This window comes from Flavobacterium sp. N1719, from assembly GCF_025947045.1.
Taxonomy (GTDB): Bacteria; Bacteroidota; Bacteroidia; order Flavobacteriales; family Flavobacteriaceae; genus Flavobacterium; species Flavobacterium stagni.
Map to the genome: position 1 here is coordinate 2,632,585 of NZ_CP109993.1, position 24,878 is coordinate 2,657,462.

The 24,878-nt window shown below is 41.5% G+C and carries 16 protein-coding genes; 12 read left to right on the plus strand and 4 right to left on the minus strand.

The genetic code is table 11. The annotated features are described in order from the left end of the window. Nucleotides 1-4: 4 nt before the first annotated feature. The 5 genes from OLM45_RS11265 to OLM45_RS11285 all read left to right on the plus strand — a co-directional run bounded on the left by OLM45_RS11265 (nt 5) and on the right by OLM45_RS11285 (nt 2,468). Nucleotides 5-505 (plus strand): hypothetical protein, encoded by a 501-nt coding sequence (locus OLM45_RS11265; protein WP_264510212.1) that lies wholly within the window; start codon nt 5-7, stop codon nt 503-505. 47 nt (nt 506-552) lie between these two features. Next, entirely contained in the window at nt 553-948 is a 396-nt protein-coding gene (locus OLM45_RS11270) for a hypothetical protein (RefSeq protein WP_264510214.1), read from the plus strand. A gap of 69 nt (nt 949-1,017) precedes the next feature. After that, entirely contained in the window at nt 1,018-1,530 is a 513-nt protein-coding gene (locus OLM45_RS11275; protein WP_264510216.1) for a DUF2004 domain-containing protein, read from the plus strand. A gap of 20 nt (nt 1,531-1,550) precedes the next feature. Beyond that, entirely contained in the window at nt 1,551-2,108 is a 558-nt protein-coding gene (locus OLM45_RS11280) for a hypothetical protein (RefSeq protein WP_264510218.1), read from the plus strand. A gap of 3 nt (nt 2,109-2,111) precedes the next feature. Continuing rightward, a complete protein-coding gene (locus OLM45_RS11285) occupies nt 2,112-2,468 on the plus strand; it encodes a bleomycin resistance protein (RefSeq protein WP_264510220.1) in 357 nt (118 codons plus the stop codon). A gap of 22 nt (nt 2,469-2,490) precedes the next feature. On the opposite strand, the gene OLM45_RS11290 is transcribed toward OLM45_RS11285, so the two are convergent. Beyond that, nucleotides 2,491-2,871 (minus strand): YegP family protein, encoded by a 381-nt coding sequence (locus OLM45_RS11290; RefSeq protein ID WP_264510222.1) that lies wholly within the window; start codon nt 2,869-2,871, stop codon nt 2,491-2,493. 271 nt (nt 2,872-3,142) lie between these two features. Here OLM45_RS11290 and OLM45_RS11295 point away from each other — a divergent pair, with 271 nt between their 5' ends. The 7 genes from OLM45_RS11295 to OLM45_RS11325 all read left to right on the plus strand — a co-directional run bounded on the left by OLM45_RS11295 (nt 3,143) and on the right by OLM45_RS11325 (nt 13,468). Beyond that, nucleotides 3,143-3,643 (plus strand): hypothetical protein, encoded by a 501-nt coding sequence (locus OLM45_RS11295; RefSeq protein WP_264510223.1) that lies wholly within the window; start codon nt 3,143-3,145, stop codon nt 3,641-3,643. Nucleotides 3,644-3,838: 195 nt separating this feature from the next. Then, complete coding sequence (locus tag OLM45_RS11300) at nt 3,839-4,564, plus strand: TIGR00730 family Rossman fold protein (RefSeq protein ID WP_264510225.1); 726 nt, start codon at nt 3,839-3,841, stop codon at nt 4,562-4,564. A 256-nt stretch (nt 4,565-4,820) separates the two neighbouring features. Then, the gene (locus tag OLM45_RS11305) at nt 4,821-6,254 is read left to right on the plus strand and encodes an MBOAT family O-acyltransferase (RefSeq protein ID WP_264510227.1); all 1,434 of its coding nucleotides are present in this window, start codon (nt 4,821-4,823) and stop codon (nt 6,252-6,254) included. Then, the gene (locus OLM45_RS11310) at nt 6,254-7,153 is read left to right on the plus strand and encodes a hypothetical protein (protein WP_264510229.1); all 900 of its coding nucleotides are present in this window, start codon (nt 6,254-6,256) and stop codon (nt 7,151-7,153) included. The genes OLM45_RS11305 and OLM45_RS11310 overlap by 1 nt, the downstream gene beginning before the upstream one ends. Then, complete coding sequence (locus OLM45_RS11315; protein WP_264510231.1) at nt 7,143-9,950, plus strand: aminopeptidase; 2,808 nt, start codon at nt 7,143-7,145, stop codon at nt 9,948-9,950. The genes OLM45_RS11310 and OLM45_RS11315 overlap by 11 nt, the downstream gene beginning before the upstream one ends. Before the next feature lie 178 nt (nt 9,951-10,128). Further along, complete coding sequence (locus OLM45_RS11320) at nt 10,129-12,531, plus strand: thiamine pyrophosphate-dependent enzyme (RefSeq protein ID WP_264510233.1); 2,403 nt, start codon at nt 10,129-10,131, stop codon at nt 12,529-12,531. Between the two features lie 205 nt (nt 12,532-12,736). Then, entirely contained in the window at nt 12,737-13,468 is a 732-nt protein-coding gene (locus OLM45_RS11325) for a helix-turn-helix transcriptional regulator (RefSeq protein WP_264510234.1), read from the plus strand. 173 nt (nt 13,469-13,641) lie between these two features. Here OLM45_RS11325 and OLM45_RS11330 read toward each other — a convergent pair whose 3' ends face one another. From OLM45_RS11330 to OLM45_RS11340, 3 genes are read right to left on the minus strand one after another with little or no spacing between them, the layout of a single operon-like run. Further along, the gene (locus tag OLM45_RS11330; protein WP_264510236.1) at nt 13,642-15,516 is read right to left on the minus strand and encodes an OmpA family protein; all 1,875 of its coding nucleotides are present in this window, start codon (nt 15,514-15,516) and stop codon (nt 13,642-13,644) included. A gap of 10 nt (nt 15,517-15,526) precedes the next feature. Further along, on the minus strand, nt 15,527-16,480 hold the full coding sequence (locus tag OLM45_RS11335) for a type IX secretion system membrane protein PorP/SprF (protein WP_264510238.1): 954 nt from the start codon (nt 16,478-16,480) through the stop codon (nt 15,527-15,529). 10 nt (nt 16,481-16,490) lie between these two features. Beyond that, nucleotides 16,491-24,800, minus strand: a complete 8,310-nt coding sequence (locus tag OLM45_RS11340; RefSeq protein ID WP_264510240.1) for a gliding motility-associated C-terminal domain-containing protein — start codon at nt 24,798-24,800, stop codon at nt 16,491-16,493. Nucleotides 24,801-24,878: the final 78 nt, after the last annotated feature.

A 24,878-nucleotide genomic window follows, 5' to 3' on the forward strand; every position in this document is an offset into this window, starting at 1 on the left:
GGCTATGCGTAAATGGTGCCTACTTTTATTCATTCATGCCACTTTGTTGGTCGCTGGACAAAATACTTTGGATTTATCAAAACCTTTAGTCCTCGGTCATTTCGATGAAAACCAACATTTCATTTGGGAAGTCAACAAATCGGATTTGAGGGAACAAATCAATACTCTTGTTGGACCCAGTTCGTCTCCCTTCACTCAAATTGCCTTAGCCGAAGAAAAAAATGCTCGGTCTCAAGAATCGCTTTTGTTTTTGGAATTGAAATCCGAAAAGGGACAACGCATCTTTTACAAATGGTTGGTACAAAAAGGAAATCAAATCTTGTTGGGAAGTTCCGATGACTTTACCTACCAAGCATTAACGAATTTTATTATTTGCGAGGGAGTGTCTAATTGCGCGCCCGAACTATTATACGACGGCACTTCGTATGAACTGTCCTGTCAAAAATCCAACTACTTTTCTAACGAAACGAATTGTCAACGCACCGTAGGTCGGTTTGTTCCTTAAGCAATTTACGTTGGGATTTTGCGTTATATTTTCATAATATAAAACGTATGACTTTCCGAATTACCCTTCTATATATGCTCTTCACACAGGGAATCCTATTTGCCCAAACAGCTTGGCTTGAAAATGGCACCTATCAAATCGTCGATGACGGACCTGCCGATGAAATTAATCCCGAATTGAAAATAGTGATTTCAGGCGAAAAATGTACCTTTTACAACGGCGGTAGTCCGCTAGTAACTACCGTAGAGTGGCTCCCTGATCATTGTTTCAGAATCCCGGGTTATACGTTCCCTATCTCGTCCGAAAATGTGCCTGAAAATGTACTTAAAGAACCCAAACCCTTTATCCGACTGGTAAAAAAACAAGATGCATTTTGGTATTATCAAATGGAATTGCCCGGTGACTCGATCCCTATACTAAAAGGGAAGTTGATAAAAATTTAAACCAAGGAATCGTTTTTGATTCCTTTTTTTTATATTTATTGAAAATAATTTAAACGCCATTCAGCGGCTATGCACAAAACGACTTTTCTCTTTTTTTGGCTACTACTTCAAGTACAAGCGCAATCGGGACTGCCTTTGGTAAAAGGATTTGAAAAAGCAGACTTCACCCATCCGGATCAACAGGAATACCAAAGAAGTTGGGTTATCAATCAACGCTCCATTGTATTGGATATTTATTTTGACAATCCCCAAACCAATGCCGAAGAATTACAGCAAATCAACGCCTTTATCGCACAAATAGACACTTGGGACAACCAATTTTGTCAACAATTCAAAACGGACATTCAATCGGGAACCAAAAATATGATTAGGGATTATTTCGAATTTCACAGCGAACTCGTGAACGGGAAATCGGATCAATTTCTAAAAATGACCCGTTTAAAACGCATCGGTATTTTTCCCAATTCACCGGAATATTATGCGGTTTTTGATTATTCCTTAGACCCCGAGCAAACCGATTATCTATTGGTCATTACCGTAGACAAGAATGGAAAAATACTCAGTATAACTATAGAAAGCTAACCAATAATCAAACTATAATCATGGAAGAAAACCAAAACGAACAAACTGTTGACAATGGAAATGAATTACAAGGTCAAGTAACAGAAATACAATCCGTTGAAGAAACTCAAGAAACTTCTGCGGTAACTACAATTGATCTAGAAGCCTTACAACAAGAGCAAAATTATTTGATGGGAACCTTAGGGGCTTTGGGTGCCGCATTAGTAGGCGCTATTTTATGGGCTGTGGTTACTGTAGCTACCGAACATCAAATTGGGTATATGGCGTTAGCGATCGGACTCATGGTCGGATTTGCGAATCGCTTTTTAGGAAAAGGGATGGAATTAAAATTCGGGATTACGGGAGCTTTACTCGCCTTAGTAGGATGTGTTTTGGGGAATGTTTTCAGTTTAATCGGATTTGTAGCTCAAGAATTAGGCGTTGGCTATTTTGATGCCTTAAGTTTTATTGACTTTGGATTAATCCCCGACGCGATGATGGAGGCCTTTAGTCCGATTGATCTTCTTTTCTATGGAATCGCCATGTACGAAGGATTCAAATTTTCGTTCCGAGTAGTGGAAACCGAAGAAAATGCATAAATTATGATTACAGCTGTTATTTCCAAACTCCCGATGCGAAACCGCCAAGTCACCTTGGATTTTTATACCCAATTGTTGGGGTTTCGGGAGTTGGGAAATGCTTTTTACCCCTATTATTTAATGCTGGAACGCGACGGCCATGAACTCCATTTTTTTCTTCATGAGACGTTAAATCCCAAAGAAAATGACGGCCAATTGTACCTTCGTACAACAGCAATAGATGCGTTATACAACGAATTCTTATCCAAAAACACGCCGATTCATCCGAATGGTGTTTTGGAAACAAAAGCGTGGGGACAGCGGGAATTTTCGTTATTGGATCCGGATCACAACCTTCTAACGTTTGGGCAGTCGATTTGACCTGCCTATTTGAAGTAAGTTATCAAGACGCTTCAGGCATTCCAAACACTTCTTCTTCAGTAGGAAAAACCGTTTCTAATTCAGAAAAATCCAACACTTCGGCGGTAGCTACACTTCGCACGATTTCATCAATCCCTTTTTGAAGTAAGCGTTCGGTTGTAAACTTGCGGCTCGTTGCCAATACCAATCCGTCTTTGGACAAACGAAAAAACAACTTTCCTCCACTCGCTTTTATTTTAGTAAACGTAAACCAATCGGTATTTTCTTTGATACCGGCAATCATTCTTTCGCAATCCGCTTTATGTTTACAAGCGATACTCGTAAACACGGTTTTCCCTCTGCGTGAGGCAAATATGAATTTATAATCTCCATTAAGTCGTTTACTGATGACAAAAGCACCCATATTTGGCTGGTTAGTTATTGGTTGGTTACAAAAATAGAAGTCCCCTATTTTGTTTAACCCAAGCCGTATAAAAGTTATTAAGATATTTTATCAACAATAAATATTGAGTAACCAAGTCAACAAATCCAATGATTTACAACCAAATAGTATTTTTCCTATTGAAATAGGGTGAAAAAACAAATGTTAAATAGGACAAATACGTAGAATGTCGTATTACAAAACTGTAGAACTTTTCTTAAGTTTGTTCTACTAAGCCCCCAATTTAGAAACTATGACGTACAAGGATTTTGAAATTAACCACAATTTCATTGTTAAGGCCCAGGATTTCCTGGAGAAAATGGACCCCGTGCACTACACGCCTTTTCCTGAAATGAATGTTCATCTGTACAATATGTTCAGTCAACATCGGGAAAAGATCAAAACAACGTATTTCAAGGCTATTTTACAAGACTTGAAACAAGGGCAGTACAAAAACCTATGTGGCTATGTGTTGTTCATCGTTTTGGATCCTTTTGAGGAATGCGATGCTGTGCATTTTTTAGACATCTTTCATGCCATTTCTGAAGCGATGGAACAACATGGAAGCAGCCAATTGCTATTAGAATTTTTAGGTTGGCAATTGGATTTTACGCTAAACGAAGGGTTGTATTTAGACAACCTCGAGCAGTACAAAGAAATTTTCCAAACCTTACAGCGTCAAGTCGCACAAGTCGACGAGATGGATGAGTACCAAATTCGAAAGAAAATTTATGCGATTTTAGTAAATCCATAGTTAAAGAGGGGAACCGGTCGCAAGGCCGGTTTTTTTAGGTCTAAAATTTTCACTTCCTTAAACAAAATAAAGTCGTATCTTAGCACGCTTTTTTTTAGCCCGGGTTGAGCCATTGTTGGAGCTCGCCCGAAGGGAAGCGACTGGCGAAGACCGGAAATAGCTCCAAAAGAATAAAATAAAAACCCATTCAGCAATATGGCATTTGACGATTACAAAAATGAAGATGAACGCATTCAGGATAAGCTAAAACAAAAAACCTGGAACGAAATTCGCACCAACGATTCTTGGGCGATTTTCAAAATTATGTCCGAATTCGTAAACGGTTACGAAACCATGGCCCGCATTGGTCCTTGTGTATCGATTTTTGGATCGGCGCGAACCAAACCGGATCACCAGTACTATTTATTGGCCGAACGCATTGCTTACAAAATCAGTAAAGCCGGTTACGGTGTGATTACAGGTGGCGGACCCGGTATTATGGAAGCGGGAAATAAAGGAGCGCATAGTGGCGGCGGAACTTCGGTAGGTTTAAACATCGAATTGCCGTTTGAGCAACATTTCAATCCGTATATCGACAAGGATAAAAACTTGAATTTTGATTATTTCTTTGTACGAAAAGTGATGTTTGTCAAATATTCGCAAGGATTTGTGGTGATGCCCGGAGGATTCGGAACGTTGGACGAATTATTTGAAGCGATTACCTTGATTCAAACGAAAAAAATTGGAAAGTTCCCGATTATTTTGGTGGGTACCGAATTCTGGTCCGGACTACTCGACTGGATTAAATCGGTCATCATTGAGAAATACCACAATGCCAATCCCGAAGACATGAACTTAATCAAAGTGGTGGACACCGAAGACGAAGTGGTGGAAGCCCTCGACAACTTCTACAAGAAGTACAATTTGAGTCCGAACTTCTAAAAAAACTTTTTAGACATAAAAATCCAATAGCCCCGCTGTTGGATTTTTTTTATTGTCGTTGGTCGAAGTGAACAAATAGCGTACTTTTGCACGCGGTTTCAGGGGGCAGAGTTCAGTGTACAGTATAAAGTATACAGAGCTCAGTAATCAGTGGGCAGTGGGAAATCTCCAATTTTGTAGACTGATGACTGAAAGCTGATTACTGTTGACTGTTGACTGATGACTGATGACTGATGACTGAAAACTAATTACTAAAATGTATTTCAACTCGTTTCATTTTGCGGCTTTTTTACCAATCGTCTTTATCTTGTATTGGATAATTGGCGGTCGACGTCGTGAGGGACAGAATCTGCTCTTGATTTTGGCGAGTTATTACTTTTATGCTTGTTGGGATTGGAAGTTTTTGTTTCTATTAATTTTCTCGACTTTATTGGATTACAGTTGTGCGTTGTTTATTGAGAAACAAGAAACCCGTGCGGGCAGGTTGCGTTGGTTATGGTTGTGCGTGGGCATCAACGTGGGATTCTTGGGTATTTTCAAATACTATAACTTCTTTGCCACTTCTTTTGCAGCGTTACTATCTGGTTTTGGGTTTCAAGTCCATCCCTATGTTTTGGATGTTATATTGCCGGTAGGGATTTCATTTTATACGTTTCACGGACTTTCGTACATCATCGATATTTATTACGGACGGATTAAAGCCGAGCGTAATTTTGTGGATTATTCCTTGTTTGTGAGTTATTTTCCGCTATTAGTTGCAGGGCCGATCGAGCGCGCCACCCACCTACTCCCGCAATTAAAAGTCAGACGCGATTTTAACTTTGAAAAAGCCAAAGAAGGCGTATTTCAAATCATTTGGGGATTGGTAAAAAAGATTGTCATCGCCGATTCGTGTGCCAATTATGCCAATGAAATCTTCAATCATTCGGGGTCGATGAACTCTCTTTCACTGATTTTAGGTGCTGTTTATTTTGCGTTTCAAATTTATGGCGACTTTTCCGGTTATTCCGATATCGCGTTGGGGACATCGAAATTGTTTGGCATCGATTTGTTGAAAAACTTCAATTACCCTTATTTTTCTAGAGACATTGCCGAGTTTTGGCGCCGTTGGCATATATCCTTATCCTCGTGGTTTCGGGATTATTTATACATTCCGTTGGGCGGGAATTCGGGAGGCAAAACCATGCGCATTCGCAATACGTTTATCATCTTTCTGGTCAGCGGATTTTGGCATGGAGCCAATTGGACTTTTGTCATTTGGGGGTTGATCAATGCGTTGTATTTTTTACCCTTACTCTTACTCAACCGCAACCGCAGAAATGTGGATGAAATCGTACTCCGACCCGATTGGGAATCGGTGCAAACTGTTTTCAACATCTTGATAACATTTGCGTTGAGTTGTTTGGCTTGGGTTTTCTTTCGCGCCGAATCCCTTTCCAAAGCCTTGGAATACCTCAAACGTTTATTTACCAACGGCCAATTCCAAGTTCAATATTTTGCCATCGAGCGGTACAATTATGAACTATTGGCGTTATTGGTCGCTTTTGTCGGATTTGAATGGGTACACCGGTACCGTATCGAACCGATTTCTGGCCGCTGGAGTTGGGTCAAATTAAGTCTTTGTTTGGCAACATTATTGGCATTAGGTGTTTATTCCGATTATAAGAACTTTATTTATTTCCAATTCTAATGAAAAAATTTGTCCTTTTTTTATTGAAAATCATCGTATTGGGAATCATCACCTTAATTGCCCTGGATGCCTTATATACTTCGGTGTACACGCACAGTTCAGTAAAACGAAACAAAATCAGTTACCTCTATGACTCCAAAGACTTGGATTACGATGTCGTTTTCTTAGGTTCGTCAAGGGTCAACAATCATTTTGTGCCTGAAGTCTTTAACAAAGCGGGATTAAAATCCTACAATTTCGGACTCACCCGCTCGCGTTTGGAGGAATCGGCCTTGATGTTGGAACTCATGATTGAGCGCCATTATAAAATCAAAACCTTGATTCTGCAAGTGGATTTGAACATCAATACCAACGACCATTCGGAAGCGATTCGTTCCTTATTCATGCCCTATTTACACCAATCGGAGACCATTCGAAATTACTACCGATCTATTGAGGAATATCCCTATTTGCTGTATATTCCCTTTTACCGCTACATGCATTATGATGCCCGCACGGGTTTTCGGGAAATGTGGAAAACATTGAAGCAAGAACCCACGAATCAATTGGACAACGACGGATTTTATCCCTTGTTTCAAAACCAACATCCTTTGGTTCCCGCCGATTTAAAAAAATACAGTCCGAAGCGCAACATTGCCTACGAAAAAATAAAACGCCTTTGTGCCAAACATGGGATTCGACTCATTGCTATGACTACTCCCATTTGTACTGAAACAATTAACCGAGAATATTTCGAACAGATTAAAAAGGTTTACCCCGAAATTCTTAACTTTGAAAATGCCGTAACCGAAGACAAGTATTTTTCGACCTGCGGACATATGAATAAAGACGGGGCATACAAATTCACGCAAGTGGTTTTGGACAGCCTTTTTAAACCCCAATCGAAACTTGAAAAGTAAGTTAAATTTCACCGCTCTACTCTTGTGGTTGCCGCTTTGGCTCAGTGCGCAGCATTACTCCAAACTTACGGTAGACTATGTCCCTGAAAAACAAACTTTGAATGTGTACCAGGAACTTACTTTTGTCAACACTACAAAACAACCGCTTACCACTATTTACTTAAACGATTGGAACAATGCCTATTCGGACCGATCGACGCCGCTTGCCGACCGATTTGCGGATGAATTTGTGCGCAGTTTTCACGTGGCTACCGATAAAGAACGGGGCCAAACCCATACGCTAACGGTTATTGATGAAAAAAAATCTTTGTTGGATTGGAACCGACCGGCCAATCATCCCGATATTGTGGCCATAACATTATCCGAATCTTTGGCGGCTGGCGCTAGTGTTCACTTGGATTTATCGTATTTTTTAAAATTACCCGATAAAAAATTTACAGGCTACGGCTACAATGACGCGGGTGAACTGTTTTTGAAACAATGGCTATTGCATCCTGTTATGCAGCAAAACGGTACTTTTCTGCTCTATAGCAATTTAAATATTGACGATGCCGCCAATGCTCCAATGACCGTTGATTTGCGCATTCGTCCGCAGGGTTATACCGCTATCAGCGACTTGGAGCAGCTTTCCTATTCGGATACGGAATATGAATTTAGGGGTAAAAACCGACTACAAGTTCACTTGTATTTGACCAAAGAGCGGGAATACCTGAGTTTCAATACTGAGAAATTAGAAATTACTACAAACCTAAATGACCGTCGCATCAACGACATTCAAAAAGCATTATTGGTAGAAAAAATTCAAAATTTTGTCACCGCACATTTAGGCGAATCACCCATTGGAAAAATCACGGTAACCCAAAGTGATTATGAAGTCAATCCGTTTTATGGCCTGAATCAGTTGCCCAATTTCATCCGCCCTTTTCCAGATGATTTTGTGTACGAATTGAAATTTCTAAAAACGTATTTGTACAATCGTTTGAAAACCAACTTACAACTGGATCCTCGAAAAGACAATTGGTTGTTTGATGCCATTCAAGTGTATTTGATGATGGAATACATCGATGAGCATTATCCCGATGCCAAAATGATGGGAGCGCTGGGAAAAATTAAATTACTAAAAGGGTACAAAATTCTTTCTTTGGATTTTAACGAGCAATACAGTTATTTCTACATGCTGATGGCTCGGAAGAATTTGGACCAACCCTTGGGTGATTCCAAAGATAAATTGTTGAAGTTCAATGAAAAAATTGCTTCGAAATACCGTGCTGGACTCAGTTTCAAGTATTTGGCAGAATATTTAAGAAAAAGTAGTTTGGACCAAAGTATTGCCGCTTTTGTGATAGAAGCACAACAACGACCGGTAACGGCATCGGACTTTCAACATATCTTAGAACGTAATGTTGGGCAACCTTTGGATTGGTTTTTCAAAACGATTATCCAGTCGCGTGACATCATCGATTACAAGTTTGAAGATGTTCAAAAAACCAAAGACAGTGTGTCGTTCCGACTCATGAATCGCACCCAGGTATCGGTTCCGATTCCGGTTTATGGAATCAAGAAAAAAGAAGTGGTTTTCAAGCAATGGATAACGCCCAAGGGAAAAGATAGTTTGTATACGTTGCCTCGAAAAGACGCCGATAAAATTGTTTTAAACTATGAAAATTTAGTTCCTGAATACAACCAACGTAACAACTGGAAATCCTTAAAACCCTTTATCATTTCGAATCGTCCCATCAAGTTACGCTTGTTCCGTGATTTGGAAGATCCGTATTTCAATCAAATTATGTACATGCCTGTTTTTGGGTATAATTATTACGATGGGGTAATTTTAGGAATGAGTTTGAATAACAAAACTGTTTTGGACAAACCGTTTATCATTGAGGCTATTCCCTCTTATTCGACAACATCGTCCTCTTTGTCGGGTAGTTTTAATGTGATGTTTAACAATTACATTCGTGAAGGCCGCTTGTATTCCTTGCGCTACGGAATTGGGGGCAGTCATTTTCGATATGCTCCGGATGCTACGTATGAAAAATTAACCCCGTTTGTGAACATTCGAATTCGGGAAAAAAATTTCCGAGAGAATCATATGATGTACTTGAATGCCCGTCAAGTGTATGTGAACCGCCAACCCAGTAATTATGTGGTGACTACGGGTGCCAATAATTATTCGGTATTCAATTTACGATTTACCGATGCCAATTCGACGATTACCAAAACATTCACCTACAGCTCTGATTGGCAATTTTCGTCCCAGTTTATCAAAACTTCTGGGGAATTAGTCTACCGTCAATTGTTTCAAAACAACCGCCAATTGAACATTCGATTTTACGGTGGCGTTTTTTTGAACAATAAAGACACCCGCGACTATTACAGCTTTGCGTTAGAACGCCCCACAGATTATATGTTTGATTATTCTTTTTTGGGACGTTCAGAAAATACCGGATTTTTTAGACAACAATACATTACTGCCGAAGGTGGATTTAAATCGCGATTTACCGAACAATTGGCCAATCATTGGTTGGTTTCAACCAATATCAGCGGGAGTATTTGGAATTGGATTGAAGCCTATGCCGATTTTGGAATGCTAAAAGACAAGGGCGAAAATCCGGAGTTTAAAATGGATAGCGGAATTCGTTTGAATTTAGTAACCGATTATTTCGAACTCTATTTCCCGGTATATTCAAGCAATGGTTGGGATATTGGACAAAAAAATTACGGGGAACGCATCCGATTTGTGATTACTATTAATCCTAAATCATTATTGGGACTATTTACTCGAAAATGGTTCTAAATCGACGAAATAAATTTACATATCGCATCGTTTCGTTATTTTTTTTAGATAAAACAAAATAAAAACTTAAAATACAACGGTTATTTTGAGGATAGTTTAAAAAATAATTATCAACAGACGAACCAAGCTATGTAGAAATTATATAAATTTGTTACTTGCACAGTATTGATCAAATTCTATGACAGAAACACAACCTAAAGTGGAAATTACTTTTGAAGATTTTAAATCGGAAGTGATTCAAGATTATACCCTAGCCCGAGTAAGCCGTGAATGCAGTTTACTAGGACGAAAAGAGGTCTTAACCGGAAAAGCAAAATTCGGAATTTTTGGTGACGGTAAAGAAGTGCCGCAGTTGGCTCTTGCCAAAGCCTTTCAAAACGGCGATTTCCGTTCGGGGTATTACCGGGACCAAACTTTTATGATGGCTATTGGGGCTTTGAACATTGAACAGTTTTTTGCCGGATTGTACGGTCATACCGATTTGGATTTTGATCCCATGAGTGCAGGTCGCCAGATGGGCGGTCACTTTGCCACACATTCTTTAGATGAAAACGGGCAATGGAAAAATTTGACCCAACAAAAAAACTCAAGTTCCGATATATCGCCAACGGCGGGTCAGATGCCCCGTTTGTTAGGTTTGGCGCAAGCGTCAAAAATCTACCGTCACGTAGAAGGCATTCAACAAGATAAATTTTCGGTGAATGGAAACGAAGTCGCTTGGGGAACCATTGGAAATGCCTCGACTTCTGAAGGTTTATTCTTTGAAACCATCAATGCGGCAGGTGTATTACAAGTGCCTATGGTCATGAGTGTTTGGGATGATGAATACGGGATTTCTGTGCATGCCCGTTACCAAACTACCAAAGAAAGTATCTCTGAAATATTAAAAGGATTTCAACGTGAAGAAAACGGTTCGGGGTATGAATTGTTTACTGTTAAAGGTTGGGATTACCCCGCTTTAGTAGAAACCTATCAAAAAGCAGCTGCTATTGCACGCACCGAACATGTTCCGGTGTTAATCCATGTACAAGAATTGACCCAACCGCAAGGTCACTCAACATCCGGTAGTCACGAACGTTACAAAAATGCTGATCGTTTGGCGTGGGAAAGTGAATTTGATTGTTTGAATCAGATGCGCCAATGGATGATTGAAAGCAATTTAGCGACAGCGGAAGAATTGGATGCTATCGATGAACAAGCTAAAAAAGAGGTTTTAGAAGGTAAAAAAGCGGCTTGGTCTGCGTTTATCAATCCGATTAAAGCCGAGCAAAAAGAACTTTGCGAATTGCTAGCAACAGTAGCTTCAGGAAGCGCTAACCACGTTTTTATTGAAAAAATGGCCAACGACTTGGCTTCGATCAAAGAACCCATTCGTAAAGACATCATTACCACCGCGCGAAAAGTTGTGCGTATGGTAATTGGCGAAAACGGACAAACAATTTTAAATAATTGGATTGCTTCTTACACTGAAAAAATCCAACCCAAATACAGTTCGCATTTATTTTCAGCATCTTCAAACAATGCTTTGTCAGGCACTGCTGTAGCGGCAACCTATGATGCCACAGCTGAAGAAGTCGATGCCCGTTTGGTTTTGCGCGATAATTTTGATGCCTTGTTTGCCAAATATCCAGAAGCCTTGATTTTTGGGGAAGATTCAGGAAACATTGGTGATGTGAACCAAGGGTTGGAAGGGATGCAACAAAAATATGGTGAATTACGAGTAGCCGATGTGGGTATTCGTGAGGCAACCATCTTAGGGCAAGGAATCGGGATGGCGATGCGCGGACTTCGTCCGATTGCTGAAATTCAGTACTTGGATTACTTGCTGTACGCCATTCAAATCATGAGTGACGATTTAGCCACGCTACAATACCGTACAAAAGGGCGTCAAAAAGCACCGTTAATTATCCGTACCCGCGGTCACCGACTCGAGGGAATCTGGCATTCGGGTTCGCCCATGGGAATGATCATCAATGCCATTCGTGGTATCCATGTCTTGGTTCCCAGAAACATGACCAAAGCCGCCGGTTTTTATAATTTATTAATGGAAAAAGACGAACCCGCATTGATTGTGGAATGTTTGAATGGGTATCGTTTGAAGGAAAAAATGCCAACGAACTTAGGTGAATTCAAAACACCAATTGGAGTTGTTGAAACCCTAAAAACGGGAACCGACATCACCTTGGTTTCTTACGGGTCCACATTGCGTTTGGTAGAGCAAGCGGCTAATGAATTGGAAGCGGTGGGAATTAGCTGTGAAATTATTGACATTCAATCGTTATTGCCTTTTGACTTGAATCACGACATCGTGAAGAGTTTGGCCAAAACCAATCGCCTTTTGGTAATTGATGAAGATGTACCAGGCGGAGCGAGTGCCTATATTTTACAAGAGATACTTGAAGTTCAAAAAGGCTATCAGTATTTGGATAGTGCGCCACAAACGTTGGCTGCCAAAGCCCACCGACCTGCCTATGGCACAGATGGGGATTATTTTTCAAAACCTTCAGTTGAAGATATCTTTGAAAAGGTGTACGAAATTATGCACGAAGCCAAACCCAATACCTTTGCAAAATTGAAATAATACAAAATCCCGAGTTTTTCGGGATTTTTTTTTGGACTTTAAAAAGCATTATTATTTATATTGCTAAAAAATAAAATCCATGAACCGGCTTGAACTGCCTCACTTATTCATCAATCCAGACCTTTCGGTGCCGGATTTTGTCAGTTTAAATTAGAAAGTACAAGAAGCGCATACCAAAACTAAAATCACCTTACATCACAATGTAGTGAGTTTGATATTGGAAGGTGAAAAGGAATTAGCCCATAACAATACCACGCAAATTATGGATGCGAAACATTTTATTTTGGTCAAAAATGGGAACTGTTTGATGTCGGAACATTTATCTAAGGAGCATCAGTTTCGCAGTGTATTGTTGTTCTTTAACGACAAGTTTCTCCACCGATTTGAGATGAAATATCCCCAATTTTTTGACGGACAAGTTCCTGACAAATCCGTAATGGTGCTCAAAACCGATGAATTTATTGAGAGTTACAGCACGTCGATGAGTTTGCTTAATGAAACGGGGAATGCGATTGGTCCTGACTTTATCGAACATAAATTAGAAGAATTGTTGTTGTATATCGCTCAAAAATACGGTCCAAAAGCTTTATCGATTTACAAAAGCAGTACTTCAAAAAAACTAGATGCCGAACGCCGTTTACGGAACATCGTTGAGAAACATGTGTATGCCCGATTATCCTTAGAAGAATTGGCTTTTCTCTGTCACATGAGTTTATCGACTTTTAAACGGGAGTTCCAACGTATCTTCAATACTTCACCTAGCCGTTGGATCCAAGAAAAACGCTTGGAGCGCTCGCGTGAATTGTTGGTTCGGGAAAAAGAACGCCCAAGTGATATTTACCCTAAAGTGGGATATGAAAGTTTATCCAGTTTTACCCAATCGTTCAAACAGAAATACGGCATCACGCGCAAACAATTTCAATTGGACAAAAATTGAACTTTTAGCTACATTTTTTGAACTTTTAAAATAATTTAATTGGTAAGAATACGCTTAAATTTGAGGGGTTTTATTACACAACCATAGCGCTAATCATTTACGGCTAGTCTATGGGTTTCACACTCTAATTTTACAAAAAAGCCGGAGGTATACTTCCGGCTTTTTTATTTTAATTATTTCAAGATTCTAAATTCGCATCGTCTATTGATGGAGTGTTCGGCTTCGGTACAATTATCACCACATTTTACCAAAGGCATACTTTCACCAAATCCTTTATGGCGTAAACGATTTCTATCTACTCCTTGGCTCACAATATATTCAAGCGTTGAAGCGGCACGATTATTCGACAACATTAAATTGTAGGTTTCTGTAGCACGGGAATCGGTATGGGCTCCAATTTGAATTTCCATACGGGGGTATTTTTTCATTAATCCAACGAGTACATCTAATATTTTAGCGGCATCGGGTTTGATATCCCATTTGTTCAAATCAAAATAAATATTCTCCAATTCAATGTATACGTAACCATCGGTTTTGGTTACAACGATATCTTCAGCATCATCATAGGATTCTACAATCAATTCAATTTCAAAACGAACATTCCCTTCTTGATCGGTCATGAAAAATTCGCTGTGGGGAATATACAAATCACGAATGGCTTCGATTCGGTATTTTTTGTTGGGTTTGGTATTGAAAAAATATTCCGCATTGGAACCCACAACCATTTGTCCGACCAAAACGTCGTTTTCATCATACAGACTGATTTGCGTTCCAGGCAACAACTGTTTGGTTACTTTATCTTTCACATCACCTTCAACAATATAGCGACGCTCGTTATCTTTACGTTTGAAACTGTATAAGTTATCATACCCTTTACGATTCGATGACAAATAGCCTTCTTGTGTTTTTTCATTTAGAACATAACCAAAATCATCATAACCACTATTGATGGTTTCCCCTAAATCCAACGGTTTCATCCATTTTCCATCTGCCATTTTGGTCATGTAAATGTCTAAACCTCCCATGCCTTCATGTCCGTTGGAAGCAAAATATAACGTACCATCAGTCGTTACAAAAGGAAACTGTTCCAAGTGGGGTGTATTGATAACTTCACCTAAATTGACGGGTTCACTATATGTCCCGTCTTCTTTTACATCCACATAATATAAGTCGAACGACCCTAACCCACCAGGACGGTCACTGGAAAAGAATAACTTTTTGCCATCAGGAGTCAAATATGGATGTTGTGTTGAAAATTCGGCACTACAAAAAGGCAATTCGGTGACATTTTTCCAATCATTATCGATCCATTCTGCTTTGAAAATTTTTACAGAAGCAAATTTTTCATCACCCACTTTTACTCGTTTATCATTGGTCCGACTGAAATACATAATTTTTCCATCGGCAGAAAATACAGCATTACTTTCGTGGGTTTTCGTATTGATTGATTTGGGAAAAGGCACGATGTTTTCCAATTGATTATCTTTGTTCACCGTAGCTTCAAACAAGTCCAAATAGGGTTTGTTATTCCAACCGTACATAGACGATTCCGCGGAACGCAACGAAGCAAAAACAACTTTACCTTCTTTGTAAAAAGAAAGTCCGAAATCCCCTGTATCATTAGTTTTGGTCATGAGTTGCAACTCATAATCAAAGGGAACGATATTGCGAAGGTTTTCAATAAACAACTGGGTATTCACTTCGTATTTTAAGTATTCCCCCATGATTTTATCTGCCTTTTCGTAATCTTTAATTGCTTTTAATGCATGCGCATAACGAAAATAATATTCAGGGGTAACCGAATCTTTGTATTGAAAAAAGAGCTGACCGTAATTTTTAACAGCGGCATCCATTTGAGCATTGTAAAAATAGCAATCCCCCATGTTTTGCAATATCATACGGTTAGGCTTTAAGGTACTGTACATCTCAGCCGCCTGAACATAGGATTTATTGGCAAACAATTTATTCGCAAACTTAACAGAAGGTTTTTTCTGAGCAGAAGCAACCATAACGGAGCACAAGGCTACAAATACATATAATTTTTTCATAGTGATCCGATTAGAAGAAACGTGGTGATTTATCATATCCATTACCGGCACTGTTGCTACCGGATTTACTCAGGTTAAACAAAACCATAATTTCATGGGAACCCGAATTGAATCGGCCCAAATTACTGAGGGTATAATCATAAGCATACCCGATGCGAAGATTTTGGGTAATTCTAAAATTAACCAATCCACTTAAGGCATCGCCTACGCGGTAACCCACACCCATTTCCAACATATTGTTGTACAAAACATTGGCCGTTACATCCAACGATAATGGGGTTCCAGAAACTCCTTTTGCCATAAAAGCCGGTTTGAATTTGAAACGGTCATTAATTTCAAACACATAACCACCAGTTAAGAAATAGTGTACCTCCTCAACTCCAGTGCGTGTCAATCCGTCTTTGGATTCCAAATGTTTGGTTCGAAGTAAATTAGGCGCTGATAAACCTACATAGTATTTATCTCCAAAATAAAAGGTTCCCACACCAATATTGGGATAGGTGCGACTCAAATTATTGGCAAAAGCTTGATCGGGTAAAGGATCAGAATAAACAAATCCATTAAAATTGGTACTAAAAAAGGTCGCACCCGCCTTTAAACCAAAAGACAATTTATGCGTTTCACTTACGGGTAATACATACGCAAAGTCAGCATACACATTGCTTTCTTTCACTACATCTCCAATTTGATCGTGGATAACGGACATCCCCGCTTCCATTCGTTTTTTCAAGGGAACATGTGCGAAAAATGTCCCTGTGGTAGGTCCGCCCACAGATCCTACCCATTGTGCGCGGTACAATCCTCCTAAATTAATTAGATCTTCATCATCCGTAGCATAAGCGGGATTGAGCACACTCATGTTATACATATACTGCGTATACTGTGGATCTTGTTGTGCCTGAGATTTACGAGCACAAAGCAGTATACCTGCGAGAATAATATATTTTAAAACATTTCTTTTCATACGTATCCAATTATCTACTTAAATAAAGACGGCCTTGAATAGGAGCTCGTGAACCATCGTTAAAATTCAATATGTAAAAATATACACCGGCTGGAGCGTAACCATTGCCCATGTTGGCTCCTTCGGAAGACTTACCATTCCAATTTGGATTGTTTCGGTTTCCATTAAACAATACATTACCGTATCGGTTAAATATCTCGATAGAGAAATTAGGGTAATTCTCAATGATATTTTTAATCACAAACTCGTCATTGACACCATCGTTATTGGGTGAAAATCCATCCGGAATAATAATAGCATCTGGTAAACATTGTTCCAAAATAACGGTAACCGCTAATCGTGTACTTTCACAACCTAAAGCCGATACTACTGCTGCATAATACGTAATTCCGTCTTGTAATAAATCAGTTGTATTTAAAGCCGTTCCACCACTTGAGGTGTTGTACCAAACAATCGTTCCATTTCCTGAAACTTGAGCAGTTAATTCAGCTATTGTAGCATTGGCGTCATTACAGAAAGTAGCACTTCCAGTTAAGGTAGGCTCAGCAGAATTTTCAACGGTAAAACTAACTGCTGTAAAATTCAACGTACTGTTTCCACACGTTGTAACTTGTGAAATAATATCTGTAATGGTCAATTGATTCGTTCCTGAAGCGGTTAATGCTGTGGCAGGAATTGTAAAACTTCCGCCTCCATTATTAACTAATACATTCACATTTGTCGTAGATGTATTCGCACCTGAAAGTTGGTAGGTTAATGTATAGTTTCCATTCGCCAATGATGTTGCACCAGCAATGGTTACCGTGGCATCACTGCCCAAACAAATTGAATTTACCGTTACCGAAGCACTAGATAGTGTGGGTAATGGCAAAATTGTAATTGTAGTTGTTGCGCCAATATTGGAAGTTGTACAATTTCCATTGATAGCTGTCACTGCATCAAAGGTTATAGTCACAGATCCCGGAGTTTGGAAATACGATCCCGGAATGGTGAATTGTCCGTTTCCTGATGTAATAACAACAGTAGTTGATGTTCCTGTTGGGGGTATTGCATTGGTAACACTATAATTGAAAGTGTACGAACCGTCAACCAAAGTAGTTCCAGCAATTGAAACCACAACAGCAGCATTTTGACAACTATTCACCGCTGTAATTGTACCCGGACCAAAACTTGGTGGTGGAGTTAGATTAACTGTAATTACAGCAGTATCCGGGTTACATGTGCCTGTACCTGCTACGGTATAGGTATACTGTCCGGCAGGATCCAATCCTGGATTAAATACACCAGTTCCACTCGCCAACGCTGGCGACCATGTCCCTCCTGTTTGTGCTGTTGTACCAAGTGCAGAAAATAAATCCGATGGAGATGCATTGGCACACAAAGTTACTGTGGCGTCTGAACCAGCATTTGGTCCTGGTGTTAGCGTCACATTAACTGTAGCCGTATCATTTCCACACGGAGCAATTCCTGTAATAGTATAGGTATACGTTCCAGCGGCATCCACTGCTGGATTAAAGATTCCAGTTCCACTAGCCAAAGCAGGAGTCCATGTACCACCTGTTTGAGGTGTTCCACCTAAACTCGTAAACAAATCAACTGGAGTAGCATTCGCACAAAGTGTCAATGTGCCATCTTGTCCGGCATTGGCAATTGGGTTCACCGTTACTGTGGCACTAGCCGAACCTGTAAAACATGGAGCAATTCCGTTTACCGTATAGGTATAAGCCCCTGCAGTGTCCAACGCGGGATCAAAAACACCGGTTCCACTGGCCAAGGCGGGTGACCAAACACCACCGGTTTGAGGCGTACCTCCTAAGAAGGTAAATAAATCAGCTGGCGCACTGTCGGCACAGAAATTAGCCGTACCGTCTGTACCTGCATTGGGTGCCGTGATGATGGTTACAATAACAGTAGCTGTATCATTGCCACAGGGAGCGATTCCTGTAACTGTATAGGTATAGGTTCCTGCCGTATCCACAGCGGGATTAAAGATTCCCGTACCACTTGCCAACGCTGGAGTCCAAGTTCCACCTGTCATCGGAGTTCCAGTCAAACTATTGAATAAATCAACAGGGGCAGCATCTGAACAAAGGGAAAGTGTTCCGTCATTTCCGGCATTAGGTATTGGATTGATAATCACTGTAACTGTAGCCGAATTAACAGTACAAGGTGCAGTTCCAGTTACCGTATAAGTATAAGTTCCTGCAGTATCAATTGCTGGATCAAAAACACCTGTTCCACTGGCTAAGGCTGGAGACCAAGTTCCTCCCGACTGAGGTGTACCTCCTAAGAAGGCAAATAAATCGGCTGATGGACTATCGGCACAGAAATTAGCCGTTCCATCTGTACCCGCATTAGGTGCGGTTACAATAGTTACCGTTACCGTAGCAGTATCATTCCCACAGGGAGCAATTCCCGTAACGGTATAGGTGTAAGTTCCTGCTGTATCCACAGCGGGATCAAAGGTTCCTGTTCCACTAGCTAAAGCTGGAGACCAGGTTCCACCTGTCATCGGACTACCACCAAGACTTGCAAATAAATCTACTGGTGTAGCATTGGAACATAATGTTATCGTTCCATCTGTTCCGGCATTCGGAATTGGATTAACAATTACAGTAGCGGAAGCTGAAGCATCTGAACAAGGTGCAGTACCCGTAACTGTATAAGTATACGAACCTGCAGTATCTATAGCGGGATCAAATACGCCCGTTCCACTGGCTAATGCCGGTGACCAGGTACCACCGGTTTGTGGAGTACCTCCTAAGAAAGTAAACAAATCCGCGGGAGTACTATCAGCACAAAAATTAGCCGTTCCGTCTGTACCCGCATTGGGTGCCGTGATAATGGTAATGGTAACTGTAGCGGTATCATTTCCACATGGAGCGATACCTGTAACGGTATAAGTATACGTTCCTGCTGTATCGACCGATGGATCAAAAATTCCTGTACCACTGGCCAAAGCGGGTGACCAGGTTCCTCCTGTCATCGGACTACCGCCAAGACTAGCATATAAATCAACTGGTGTTGCATTGGAACATAATGTTATCGTTCCGTCAGTACCGGCATTAGGGATAGGATTAACAATTACTGTTGCGGAAGCAGTCGCATCTGCACAAGGTGCCGTGCCTGTTACGGTATAGGTATACGATCCTGCAGTGTCTATTGCGGGGTCAAATACGCCCGTTCCACTAGCTAATGTTGGTGACCAGGTTCCTCCGGTTTGTGGAGTACCTCCTAAGAAAGTAAATAAATCCGCGGGAGCACTATCGGCACAGAAATTAGCAGTGCCATCTGTTCCGGCATTGGGAGCTTGAATAACTGTAATGACTAAGGTCGCACTATCGGATCCACAAGGGGCATCGCCGATTACAGTATAAGTATAAGTCCCAGCAGCATCAACTGCAGGATCAAATTCGCTAGTTCCACTCGCTAAAGCTGGTGACCATGTTCCATTTGCATCGGGTGTGCCTCCAAGAACAAAATATAAATCGACAATTCCTGAGTTGGAACAAACTTCTAAAGTTGCATCATTTCCTGCAAAAGGAATTGGATTTACAGTTACGGAAGCAGTTGCAAAGGCAGCTGCACAAGGTGCGCTTCCAGTTACAGTATAGGTATAAACACCTGCTGTATCTACTAAAGGATCATAAACACCAGTTCCACTTACTAGAGCCGGTGACCAAGTCCCTCCCGTTTGAGGCGTACCCCCTAAGAAAGTAAACAAATCCGCAGGAGCACTATCCGCACAGAATGTGGCTGTCCCATCAACTCCTGCATTAGGGGCTGGAACTACAGTGACAGTTACTGTAGCAGTATCTGAACCACAGGGTGCAATTCCATTGACCGTGTAAGTATAAGTTCCCGAAGTATCTACACTTGGATTGAATACTCCTGTTCCACTTGCTAGAGCTGGCGACCAAGTCCCTCCTGTTTGGGGAGTTCCACCTAAAAGTGTAAATAAATCCACAGAAGCATTATTGGAACATAATGTAATCGTTCCATCATTTCCAGCATTAGGTAAAGGATTAATTGTGATAGTCATCGTAGTCGTCACTTCACAATTTGCTGTTGAGTTGGGTGTAAAGGTATAGGTTGTAGTTGCATTGTTATTCAATGCGGGCGACCAAGTCCCCGAAATTCCATTATTCGAAGTTGTTGGTAAAGCCGCTAACGTTCCGCCTTGACAAATCGGAGCCACTTGTGTAAACGTTGGCGTTACATTCGGATTAACTGTGATGGTCATCGTAGCAGTAGTCGCACACTGACCTGCAGTTGGTGTAAACGTATAGGTTGTTGTGGTATTGTTATTCAATGCAGGCGACCACGTTCCTGTGATTCCGTTATTCGAAGTCGTAGGCAAAGCCGCTAACGTTCCGCCTTGACAAATCGGAGCTACTTGGGTAAACGTTGGCGTTACATTCGGGTTCACCGTGATGGTCATCGTAGCCGTTGTCGCACACTGACCTGCAGTTGGTGTAAACGTATAGGTGGTTGTGGCATTGTTGTTTAATGCCGGCGACCACGTTCCGGTTATTCCGTTGTTCGAAGTCGTAGGCAAAGCCGCTAACGTTCCATCTTGACAAATCGGAGCTACTTGGGTAAACGTAGGTGTCACATTCGGGTTCACCGTGATGGTCATCGTAGCTGTTGTTGCACACTGACCCGCTGAAGGTGTAAACGTATAGGTGGTTGTGGTATTGTTGTTTAATGCCGGCGACCACGTTCCTGTGATTCCGTTGTTCGATGTTGTTGGTAAAGCCGCTAACGTTCCGCCTTGACAAATCGGCGCTACTTGGGTAAACGTAGGTGTCACATTCGGGTTCACCGTGATGGTCATGGTAGCCGTTGTCGCACACTGACCTGCAGTTGGTGTAAACGTATAGGTTGTTGTGGTATTGTTATTCAATGCAGGCGACCACGTTCCTGTGATTCCGTTGTTCGAAGTCGTTGGCAAAGCCGCTAACGTTCCCCCTTGACAAATCGGAGCTACTTGGGTAAACGTAGGTGTCACATTCGGGTTCACCGTGATGGTCATCGTAGCCGTTGTCGCACACTGACCTGCAGTTGGTGTAAACGTATAGGTTGTAGTGGCATTGTTATTCAATGCGGGTGACCAGGTTCCTGTGATTCCATTATTCGAAGTCGTTGGCAAAGCCGCTAACGTTCCGCCTTGACATATCGGCGCTACTTGGCTAAACGTAGGTGTCACATTCGGATTCACCGTGATGGTCATGGTAGCGGTTGTCGCACATTGACCTGCAGTTGGTGTAAACGTATAGGTGGTTGTGGTATTGTTGTTTAATGCGGGTGACCATGTACCTGTGATTCCGTTATTCGAAGTTGTTGGTAAAGCCGCTAACGTTCCCCCTTGACAAATCGGAGCCACTTGTGTAAACGTTGGCGTTACATTCGGATTCACCGTGATGGTCATCGTAGCCGTTGTCGCACACTGACCTGCAGTTGGTGTAAACGTATAGGTGGTTGTGGTATTGTTGTTTAATGCCGGCGACCACGTTCCTGTGATTCCGTTGTTCGAAGTCGTTGGCAAAACCGCTAACGTTCCGCCTTGACAAATCGGAGCTACTTGGGTAAACGTAGGTGTCACATTTGGATTTACCGTAATGGTCATCGTAGCCGTTGTCGCACACTGACCCGCTGAAGGTGTAAACGTATAGGTGGTTGTGGTATTGTTATTCAATGTCGGTGACCACGTTCCTGTGATTCCGTTGTTCGAAGTCGTAGGCAAAGCCGCTAACGTTCCCCCTTGACAAATCGGAGCCACTTGCGTAAACGTAGGTGTTACATTCGGATTCACCGTGATGGTCATGGTAGCCGTAGTGGCACACTGACCTGCTGTTGGTGTAAACGTATACGTTGTCGTCGCATTATTGTTTAATGCTGGAGACCAAGTTCCTGTTATTCCATTGTTGGATGTTGTTGGTAATGCCGCTAACGTACCCCCTTGACAAATTGGCGCTACTTGGGTAAACGTAGGTGTTACATTTGGATTCACCGTGATGGTCATGGTAGCGGTAGTCGCACATTGACCTGCAGTTGGTGTAAAGGTGTAGGTTGTTGTGGCATTGTTATTCAATGCAGGCGACCACGTTCCTGTTATTCCGTTGTTCGAAGTCGTTGGCAAAGCCGCTAACGTTCCGCCTTGACAAATCGGAGCTACTTGGGTAAACGTTGGCGTCACATTCGGGTTCACCGTGATGGTCATCGTAGCTGTTGTTGCACACTGACCCGCTGAAGGTGTAAACGTATAGGTGGTTGTGGTATTGTTGTTTAATGCCGGCGACCACGTTCCTGTGATTCCGTTGTTCGATGTTGTTGGTAAAGCCGCTAACGTTCCCCCTTGACAAATCGGCGCTACTTGGGTAAACGTAGGTGTCACATTCGGGTTCACCGTGATGGTCATCGTAGCCGTTGTCGCACACTGACCTGCAGTTGGTGTAAACGTATAGGTTGTAGTGGCATTGTTATTCAATGCGGGTGACCAGGTTCCTGTGATTCCATTATTCGAAGTCGTTGGCAAAGCCGCTAACGTTCCGCCTTGACATATCGGCGCTACTTGGGTAAACGTAGGTGTCACATTCGGATTCACCGTGATGGTCATTGTTGCCGTTGTCGCACACTGACCCGCTGAAGGTGTAAACGTATAGGTGGTTGTGGCATTGTTGTTTAATGCCGGCGACCAGGTTCCTGTGATTCCGTTGTTCGAAGTCGTTGGCAAAGCCGCTAACGTTCCGCCTTGACAGATAGGCGCCACTTGCGTAAACGTAGGTGTGGTAGCTGGAGTAATCGTTACTGTTACAGTCGAACTAGAATTGGCACAAGGAGCTATCCCTGTCACAGTATACGTGTATGTTCCCGGTGCATCTACTAAAGGATTAAAAACCCCTGTTCCGCTCGCTAATGCGGGTGACCAGGTTCCCCCTGCTTGAGGTGTTCCCCCTAAACTATTGAATAAATTCACTGAAGGTCCGACAGCACAAACCGCAACATTGCCATTTGTTCCGGAATTGGTTGCTGAATTGACTGTTACTGTCACTGTAGCGGTATCGTTTGGACATCCGGGTGTACCCAAAACGGTGTAGGTATACGTCCCCGAGGCATCAACTGCAGGATTGAAAGTATTGGTTCCACTAGCTAATGCAGGAGACCATGTACCACCTGACTGTGCTCCTGAGCCCAATAGTGTAAATAAATTAAACGGTGCATTGTTTGAACAAACCGTAGTAGATGCATCATTACCCGCATTTACCGGATTAGAAATCGTAATGGTAACTGTTGCAGTATCCGTTGGACAAGCTGCATTGGAAATTGAATAGGTGAAAACATACGGACTTCCCGCAGCCGTTAATGTGGAAATATTAACCGTACCTTGATCTCCATTAGTTGTTGGTAACGGACCCGTCCATGTTCCTCCATTTTGCGGAGTACCCCCCAAGAAACTAAATAAATTTCGAATTGGATTAGTTGCTAAATCATTGGAACAAACAGCAAAAGCGCCATCAGTACCTGCATTATTGGGTTGTAATAATTGAACGGTTACTTCTAAGCGATTCACACTTTCACAAGGTGGATCAATAGTTGTTGCAAAATAATTTTCACCATCCACTAAAGGTGTATTGGGATCTAAAATCACCGAAGAAGAAATCGTTGAATACCAATTATTGGTTCCACTCGCTTGTAAATTAGCAATTGTTGGTGTATTGCCATTCAAACAAAAAGATTGGAGCGCTGGCCCTATTGGAACAGGAACAACCCCAACAGTTACGAAAACAGAAAGACGTGATGTTTCACAACCGGTATTCGGATTGGTCTGACTCGCATAATAAATTGTATTGTCAACGAGAACAGTTGTCGTAGGTAGTGGTGCCCCACCAGAGGAACTTGCATACCATTGAATATTATTTCCAATAGCTATTAAATTAGCGATAGTTGCTTGAGATGGATCATCTACACAAACACCCTGGAAATTCTGACCCGTAGGTGCTGAAAAAATAGTGACTGTAACAGGTTGGCGACTACCACAATTTCCAGCCGAGTTATCAGCATAATAGGTAGCACCATTCACTAGACCTGTAGATAAAGTTAAAGGTGTTGTTGAAGTTGTCGAACTGAACCATGCGACACCACCCCCATTATTCGTTGCGACTAAATTGGCAATTGTGGGCGACTCCGTATTACAAAAAGACTGATTGGAGTTGGTTACTGTTGGACATTGGGCCGAAATAACTTGATTGTACATCAAAAAGAGTACAATTAAAATTCTTTTTCCGGTCGTGTACAGTTTGCGTAATGACTTATTCATAAGCAAAATCAAATTTTAGAATGTATTCACACTTCTTTTTGATTTTCCATATCCAAGTCGAAACCAAATGTAGAAAAA